Origin of the sequence: Streptomyces sp. NRRL WC-3549, from assembly GCF_000721935.1 — a bacterium.
In the GTDB taxonomy this organism is placed as follows: domain Bacteria; phylum Actinomycetota; class Actinomycetes; order Streptomycetales; family Streptomycetaceae; genus Streptomyces.
The window spans coordinates 192,979-200,958 of record NZ_KL585383.1 but is presented as its reverse complement, the minus strand read 5'-3'; the positions used below and the strand labels follow the sequence as shown (position 1 = coordinate 200,958).

At 74.7% G+C, this 7,980-nt stretch carries 6 protein-coding genes and 1 pseudogene; 6 read left to right on the top strand and 1 reads right to left on the bottom strand.

Going from position 1 to position 7,980, the window contains the following annotated elements; translation table 11 throughout:
* Together IH13_RS36590 and IH13_RS0103075 are read left to right on the top strand one after the other, a co-directional pair.
* Window positions 1-1,657 (top strand): annotated as a pseudogene (locus IH13_RS36590) (family 2 glycosyl transferase); the annotation flags it as partial.
* Window positions 1,654-3,207, top strand: a complete 1,554-nt coding sequence (locus IH13_RS0103075; protein WP_031080836.1) for a DUF5719 family protein — start codon at window positions 1,654-1,656, stop codon at window positions 3,205-3,207. The pseudogene IH13_RS36590 and the gene IH13_RS0103075, both read left to right, overlap by 4 nt.
* Before the next feature lie 71 nt (window positions 3,208-3,278).
* Here IH13_RS0103075 and IH13_RS0103070 read toward each other — a convergent pair whose 3' ends face one another.
* Complete coding sequence (locus tag IH13_RS0103070) at window positions 3,279-3,707, bottom strand: metallopeptidase family protein (protein WP_082317499.1); 429 nt, start codon at window positions 3,705-3,707, stop codon at window positions 3,279-3,281.
* Window positions 3,708-4,111: 404 nt separating this feature from the next.
* Between IH13_RS0103070 and IH13_RS0103065 the strand changes: the two genes are divergently transcribed.
* The 4 genes from IH13_RS0103065 (at window position 4,112) to IH13_RS0103050 (ending at window position 7,797) form a co-directional block, all read left to right on the top strand.
* On the top strand, window positions 4,112-4,489 hold the full coding sequence (locus IH13_RS0103065; protein ID WP_031080833.1) for a DUF3499 domain-containing protein: 378 nt from the start codon (window positions 4,112-4,114) through the stop codon (window positions 4,487-4,489).
* 343 nt (window positions 4,490-4,832) lie between these two features.
* Entirely contained in the window at window positions 4,833-6,203 is a 1,371-nt protein-coding gene (locus IH13_RS0103060; protein WP_031080831.1) for a phosphomannomutase/phosphoglucomutase, read from the top strand.
* 217 nt (window positions 6,204-6,420) lie between these two features.
* Entirely contained in the window at window positions 6,421-6,603 is a 183-nt protein-coding gene (locus IH13_RS0103055) for a Trm112 family protein (RefSeq protein WP_031080829.1), read from the top strand.
* A gap of 57 nt (window positions 6,604-6,660) precedes the next feature.
* On the top strand, window positions 6,661-7,797 hold the full coding sequence (locus IH13_RS0103050) for an SIS domain-containing protein (protein ID WP_031080828.1): 1,137 nt from the start codon (window positions 6,661-6,663) through the stop codon (window positions 7,795-7,797).
* Window positions 7,798-7,980: the final 183 nt, after the last annotated feature.

Here is a 7,980-nt window from a genome sequence, read left to right as displayed (position 1 = left end):
GTTCGCGATCCGTACCGCCTGGGTGGTCGCGCTGGCCGGCCTGGCCTTCGCGGGCCTGGCCAACGGCTCCGCCTGGGCGGGCCCGGCCACCCTCGTCTACGGCATCGCGCTGATCGCCGCCGCCCTGCTGGGCGCCGACGGGGCCCGTATCCGGGTCGCCGCGCTGAGCTTCGGCTGGCGTCAGCCGGTCGCCGCCCTGATCGCCCTGGCCGCCGGGCTCGCACCCGTCCTGGCGGCGGCCGGCTGGATGATCGGCGGTGCGGCCGGACCGCTGGAGCGCCGCGACCCGGTGCAGGTTCCGGCGTTCGTCGCCGAGGAGAGCGGCACCCGGGACCAGCCCCGCACCCTGGTGCTCGGCGGGTCGTCCCCGGCCGACGTCTCGTACAGCCTGGTCCGCGGCTCGGGGGTCCGCCTCGGGGACGCCGAACTGACCGAGGCGGGCGACGGCAGCCCGCAGCTCGACAAGGTGGTCGCCAACCTGGTGGCCGGCTCGGGCGCCGACCAGGGCAGTCAGCTGCGCGCCTTCGCGATCCGCTACGTCCTCGTCCGGGACGGTTCACCGCGGGAGATGAGCCGGGTGCTGGACTCCACCCCGGGCCTGGGCCGGCTCAGCCAGCTGGACGGCAGCGCCCTGTGGGCCGTCGAACGGCAGGTCTCCCGCGTCATGATCGTCCCGGCCGGCGAGGACGCCGCCGAGTACGTGGCCGTCGGCTCGCAGCCCGTCGAGGCGCACTCCGAGATCCCGGACGGCGAGCCGGGCCGGGTGCTGCGGATCGCCGACCGGGCCGACCCGGGCTGGCAGGCCACCCTGGACGGCCGGGCGCTGACCCGCAAGACGGTGGACGGCTGGGCCCAGGGCTTCGAACTGCCCGCCGAGGGCGGCAGGCTGGACCTGACGTACGACGCGCCGTTCACCCACAGCCTGTGGATCTGGGCCCAGGTGGCGCTGGGCGTGGTCCTCGTGGTCATGGCCCTGCCGGGGCGGCGCAGGGAGATCGACGACGACCTGCCCGAGGAGGTCGAGACCGTTCCGGCCGAACCGGTCGCCGGTGAGGGCCGCAGGGCGCGCAGGCTGCGCGCGGCGGCCCAGGCGGAGGCGGCTGCCGGTGAGCCCGGGGAGTCCGGCCAGGACGCGTCGGCGCACTCCGGGCCGTCGGACGGGCCGGAAGCCTTCGAGCCGCCGGGCGGCCCGGAGCCGGCGGGACTTCCGGACTCCGCCGAGTCCACGGGCTACATCCCGGCCCAGCAGGACACCGACGCGTACGCCCCGGTCCAGGACGGTCACGCCGGTCAGGACGACACGGGCGGTTACGCGGCCGTGCCGCAGCAGGGGTACGGGGAGTGGGAGGCGCAGCAGCAGTACCAGGGCGCCGACTACGGCCAGTACCAGGAGGGCGGCCAGGACGCGGGCCGGTACTACCAGCCCGACCCGTATCAGCAGCCCGACCCGTACCAGCAGCCCGACCCGTACCAGCAGCAGGACCCGTACCAGCAGCAGGGCGCGTACGACCCGTACGGATACGCCCAGCAGCAGCCCTACGGGACGGGGCCGGGCGAGGCCGCCCCGTACGGCGGGCACGACGGGCACGACGAGAACGCAGCCCCGGGCCAGGCCCCGTGGCAGACCGGCAACGCATCGCGAGGCGAGTCCGAGTGAAGTCCACCCCCCTGTCCCTGATCGCGGGCGCCGTCGCCCTCGCCGCCGTCACCGGCTTCGCCGCGCTCAACGTGCCCGGCGAGACGGGCGCACCGGAGGCCGAGGCCGCCGTCCGGCTCCCCGTCGAACGTTCCAGCCTGCTCTGCCCGTCGCCGGGCGGGTCGGACCTGGCGGAGACGACGTACACCTCCTTCACCTCGGCGGGGCCGGGGGACGGCGAGGCCGGTACCGCGGAGCTGAAGGCGGCCGAGCCGGCCACGGCGGACGACGAGGACCCGAAGGACGGAGAGGACAAGGGGGACAAGGAGGGCAAGGAGGGCAAGGGGGACGGCAAGAAGGAGAAGGCGGGCCCGGACAAGCCGGTCGTCGCACTGAAGGAGGCCGGGAAGCCGGTCACCGCCGAGACCGCCGCCTCCGACGCCCCCGCGCTGATCGGCACCGCCACCGGCCGGCTCGCCCCCGGCTGGGCCGCCCAGCAGACCACCGTGATCGAGGCGGGCAACGCCCGGGGGCTGCTCGGTGTCAGCTGCAGCGCACCGGACACCGACTTCTGGTTCCCGGGCGCGAGCACGGCCGAGAACCGGCAGGACTACATCCACCTCACCAACCCGGACGACGCCGCCGCCGTCGCGGACATCGAGCTGTACGGCCCGAAGGGGCCCCTCACGTCCGACGTCGGTGACGGCATCACCGTCCCGGCCCACTCCAGCGTCCCGTTGCTGCTCTCGACGCTGACGGGGGACGCCGCCGACGACGTGACCGTCCACGTCACCACCCGGGGAGGCCGTATCGGCGCCGCGGTCAAGGTCGCCGACGAGGAGACGGGCAGCGACTGGCTGACGGCCTCCGCCGAGCCCGCGAAGACCCTGGTCCTCCCCGGCATCCCGGCCGACGCCACCTCGGTGCGGCTGGTGGCCTTCGCGCCGGGGGAGGACGACGCGGACGTGAAGGTGCAGCTGATGGGGAAGGACGCGACCTTCTCACCGGCGGGCAACGACACCCTGCACATCAAGTCGGAGATGACCACGAGCGTCGACCTCAAGGACGTCACCCGCGGGGAGCCCGGGTCGCTGAGGCTCACGCCGGTGGGGACCGGCACGACACCGATCGTCGCGGCGCTCCGCGTGGTGCGGGGTACCGGGAGCAAGCAGGAGATCGCCTACATCCCGGCGACGAAGCCGGTCGGCGAGCGGGCGACCGCGGCCGACAACCGGGCGAAGAGCTCGGTGCTGTCCCTCACCGCACCCGGTGCGACCGCCAAGGTCAAGGTCACCGCGTCCGCCGGCAGCGGGGGCGGCGAACCGGCCGTCACGTCGTACACGGTCAAGGCCGGGACGACGCTGGAGGTCGACCCGGAGACACCGGCGGGGCTCAAGGGCTCGTACGCGCTGACGGTGGAGACGGAGTCGGGCGGTCCGGTCCACGCGGCGCGCACGCTCACGATCACCAAGGGCGGCATCAAGATGTTCACCGTCCAGACGCTGCCGAACGACGGCGGCACGGTCGACGTGCCCACGGTGACCCAGGACCTCTCGGTTCTGGAGGACTGAGCCGGACGGCTGAGCCCTACGGGGCGGCCCCCGCGTCGTCAAAGCGGGTGGCCGCCCGGGGCGGGCCGGTGTCAGTCCTGCCCGTAGCGCGGGTCGACCGACTCGGGGGAGAGGCCGAGCAGTTCGGCCACCTGTTCCACCACGACCTCGTGCACCAGCAGGGCGCGCTCGTCCCGGCCCTTGGTGCGGATCTCGACGGGGCGCCGGTAGACGACGATCTGGGCGGGCCGCCCCTTGGCCGCGGACAGCGCGCTGCCGAGCGGGACGGAGTCCTCCGCCGCGACGGGCACGTCCAGGACCATGAAGTCCACCTCCGCCAGCTGCGGCCATCGCCGTTCGAGCCGCTCCACCGAGTCCTGGACGAGATCGCGGAAGGTGTCCGCCCGGCTGGCCGACAGCGGCACCTGCGGCGGTGCGACCGGTCCGCGCATACCTCGACCATGGCGGTCGCGGTGACGGGGCCGTGGCTCGGACGGGCGGGGCGGTACGGGACTGTCCATCACCGACGCAGCGTAACGCCCCGGTGCTCGGACGGATCACTGCTTCCGGGGCAGGTCGCCCGATGTCCCCCGTCGAACGTCCGGCCGCCCGCACCCAGGGGCCGGGCGGCCGGGGACGCCGGGGCGGGCGGGTGCCGGCGGGCAGGATGTCCGGGCCTGAGCATTCCGGCCAAGGCGCGTGCGGTTCCGGCCCCGAGTGCGACCGCGTGCCCTCCCGCTCCTGACCCCTTATGTTCTCCCCGGTGACCGGGACGAGCCAGCCCGCACCCGCCAGGAACCGGTCGCGACGCAGGTCAGGGCAGCGGTACCGGAGCGGTCGCGGACCGTTTTCGCGGGGCGACACGAGGCGTGACCTGAGGGAGATTCGTCGCAGCCCGCTCAAGAGTGCGGTACCGTCCAACATCGTGAGCCCTGTACGTCGCTGTTCGCGAACCGCGTGCGGCCGTCCCGCCGTCGCGACACTGACGTACGTCTATGCCGACTCGACCGCGGTCCTCGGCCCGCTCGCCACCTATGCCGAGCCTCACTGCTACGACCTCTGCGCGGAGCACGGTGAACGCCTCACCGCCCCCCGCGGCTGGGAGGTCGTCCGGCTCGCGGATCCCTCGGCGCCCACACGCCCCAGCGGTGACGACCTCGAAGCGCTCGCCAACGCCGTCCGCGAGGCGGCCCGGCCGCAGGCCCGCGGCACCGAGGGCGGAGGTCGAGGCTCCCGCACGGCGGACCCGGTCGAGGTCGCGCGCCGGGGACACCTGCGCGTGCTGCGTTCGCCCGACTCCTGACTTCGACGACTCCTGGCGCCTGACTCCTGACTTCGGCCACGCGGTCCCCGGCTCCGGTCACCTGGCCCTTGGTGTCCGGCTTCCGGCGTTGGGTCGGCGGAGTGCGGCGGCTCCCGGCCCGGGCTCCCGACGCCCGGCCGGGCCTCCCGGCGCCCGGATCCCTGGCGTCACCAGCCCAACTCGCCGGTTCCGCAGCCTCCTTGGCGTGAGCAGATGTGCCGGCCCCCGGTACTGCCGGCCCGGGTGTTCCAGGGGTGCGAGCGGGGTTCCCGCTCCGGCGACCGATGCGAAGATCCCGCCGGGTAGTTTGGGCGCTCCGTAGAGACCCCCAGGAGGACCGGCCGTGGTTGCTGACCTGTCGCAGCTCGTGAAGGCGTACGACGTGCGCGGCGTCGTGCCCGACCAGTGGGACGAGGCGCTCGCCGCGCTCTTCGGTGCCGCCTTCGTCCAGGTCACCGGCGCGGACGCGATCGTGATCGGCCACGACATGCGGCCCTCCTCGCCCGGACTGGCCGGGGCCTTCGCCCGCGGGGCGACCGCGCGAGGCGCCGACGTGACCCTGATCGGGCTCTGCTCGACGGACCAGCTGTACTACGCCTCCGGGGCGCTGGACCTGCCCGGCGCCATGTTCACGGCCTCGCACAACCCGGCGCGGTACAACGGCATCAAGCTCTGCCGGGCCGGAGCCGCGCCCGTCGGCCAGGACACCGGACTCAGTGAGATCCGTTCCCTGGTCGAGCGGTGGTCGGAGCACGGCGCGCCGGTTCCGGCACCGGACACCGTGCCCGGCACGGTCACCGAACGCGACACCCTCGCCGACTACGCCGCCCACCTGCGGGGCCTGGTCGACGTCAGCCGGGTACGCCCCCTCAAGGTCGTCGTCGACGCGGGCAACGGCATGGGCGGACACACCGTCCCGACCGTCTTCGAGGGCCTGCCGATCGACCTCGTACCGATGTACTTCGAGCTCGACGGCACCTTCCCGAACCACGAGGCCAACCCCCTCGACCCGAAGAACCTGGTGGACCTCCAGGCGCGCGTCGTCGCGGAGGGCGCCGACCTCGGCCTCGCCTTCGACGGCGACGCCGACCGCTGCTTCGTCGTGGACGAGCGGGGCGAGGGCGTGTCCCCGTCCGCGATCACCGCGCTGGTCGCCGCCCGGGAGCTCGCCCGCAACGGCGGCACCGGCACCGTCATCCACAACCTGATCACCTCCTGGTCGGTTCCCGAGGTGGTCCGCGAGAACGGCGGGACCCCCGTCCGCACCCGCGTCGGCCACTCCTTCATCAAGGCGGAGATGGCCCGGCACGGCGCGATCTTCGGCGGCGAACACTCCGCGCACTACTACTTCCGCGACTTCTGGAACGCCGACACCGGCATGCTCGCCGCCCTCCACGTCCTGACCGCCCTCGGCAGCCAGGACGGCCCGCTCTCCGGACTCGTCGACCGGTACGACCGCTACCCCGGGTCCGGCGAGATCAACTCCACCGTCGCCGACCAGGCGGACCGGCTGGCGGCGGTCAGGGCGGCGTACGCGGGCCGGGAGGGCGTGGCCGTCGACGAGCTCGACGGGCTGACCGTGACGAGCACCGACTGGTGGTTCAACCTCCGCCCGTCCAACACCGAGCCGCTGCTCCGCCTGAACGTGGAGGCCCGGGACGGGACGACGCTGGCGGCGGTGCGCGACGAGGTGCTGGCCCTGGTCCGGGCGTGACGACCGGGTGTGCGGGGGACACGTGCGGGAAGCGGTCCTCGTGGGGCGTGTCGTTCCGGTTCGGCGGGGGTACGGGCGGGCGGTGGACGTGCCCTTTCCGGCAGGCCCGCCGGGGCCGCGTCGGTACCGGCCCGGCGGTAGGCTGACGAGGCCCCCGGGGCCGCGGACCGCACCGGTTCGCACCTGATCCGTACCGCATGCTCGAAGGGACCCACCCATGCCGCTCGAAGCCGGCCTCCTGGACATCCTCGCCTGCCCGGCCTGCCACGCCCCGCTCGACGACCGGTCCGCCGCCGAGACCCCCGAGCTGGTCTGCACGAGCACGGAGTGCTCCCTCGCCTACCCGGTGCGCGACGGCATCCCGGTCCTCCTCGTCGACGAGGCCCGCCGCCCCGCGTGACGCCTGACGCCTGAAGACGCGTATCCCGCAGCCTGATCAGCACGGAGGCCCACCGCCATGCTCGACGAGTCGATGCTCGACGCCCCGGACGCCCTGGCCCGAGCCGACCGGCGCGGTCTGCTCCGAGGAGCCGCCGAGGCCGGGGCCCGCGTCCGCACCGCCGCCCGGCACGCCGACGAGGCGGGGATCGGAGGGCTGGCCCCCGAAGGCCGGCCCCGCGCCGTCCTCGTCGCCGGCCCGGGCACCGCGGCGACCGGTGTCGCCGACCTGATCGGTGCGCTCGCGGGTGCCTCCGCGCCCGTCACCGCGATCCGCCCCACCGGGGTCGCGGCCGCCGCCGGTGCCCTGCGCTGGGCCCTGCCCGGCTGGGCCGGATCGGTGGACCTGCTGCTCATCGCCACCGCCGACGGTTCCGAACCCGGCCTGGCCCTGCTCGCCGAACAGGCGTACCGGCGCGGCTGCACGGTCGTCGCGGTCGCTCCCGTACGGTCGCCGCTGCGCGAGACGGTCGACGGCGTCCACGGACTCGTCGTACCGATGGCCGCCGCACCGTACGGCGAGTACGACGCCGAGACCTCGTCCGCCGGTCCCGGCACGCTCTGGGCCCTGCTGACCCCGCTGCTGGCCCTGCTGGACCGGGTCGGCCTCGTCGAAGCCCCCGCCGACGTGCTGCAGAAGGTCGCGGACCGCCTGGACCGCGCCGCCCAGCGCTGCGGACCGGCCATCGCCACGTACAGCAACCCGGCGAAGACGCTCGCGGCCGAACTCGCCGACAGCCTCCCGCTGGTCTGGACGGAGGGCGAGGCCGCCGGCCCCGCCGGCCGCCGGTTCGCCGCCGTCCTGGCCGAGCTCGCCGGACGTCCCGCGCTGGTGGCGGAGCTGCCGGAGGCACTGCCCGCCCACGGAGGCCTGCTCGCCGGCGCGTTCGCCGCGGGCGCCGCCCCCGAGGACTTCTTCCGTGACCGCGTGGACGAGCCGGAGGCGATGAGGGCCCGGGTCGTCCTGCTCCGCGACCGGCCGGCCGGCGGCCTCACCGCGGCCCCGGCCGCCCGCGAACTCGCCCTCAGCCACGACACGGCCATCAGCGAGCTCGAACCGGAGGAGGGCAGCGAACTCGAAACCCTCGCCGAACTCCTCGCGGTCACCGACTTCGCCGCCGTCTACCTCGCCTTGGCCTGCGACAACCGGGCCTGAGGGGCCGACCGACCGGAGCCGGCGACCGGCGCGGACCGCTCTCCACGGCGACCGCCTCCGGCCGACCGGAACCGCTGGCTCCAGGCCCCACCTACCGTCCGACCTGCCTGCCCGCGCCCCTGACGTCCGACACCCCAGCCCGACTCTGCTCCTGACGTCCGACACCCCAGCCCGACTCTGCTC

Coding starts and splice junctions, on each gene's coding strand:
- IH13_RS0103070 (WP_082317499.1), bottom strand. CDS start 3,707: ATGGACAGTCCCGTACCGCCCCGCCCGTCCGAGCCACGGCCCCGTCAC.
- IH13_RS0103055 (WP_031080829.1), top strand. CDS start 6,421: ATGCCGCTCGAAGCCGGCCTCCTGGACATCCTCGCCTGCCCGGCCTGC.
- IH13_RS0103050 (WP_031080828.1), top strand. CDS start 6,661: ATGCTCGACGAGTCGATGCTCGACGCCCCGGACGCCCTGGCCCGAGCC.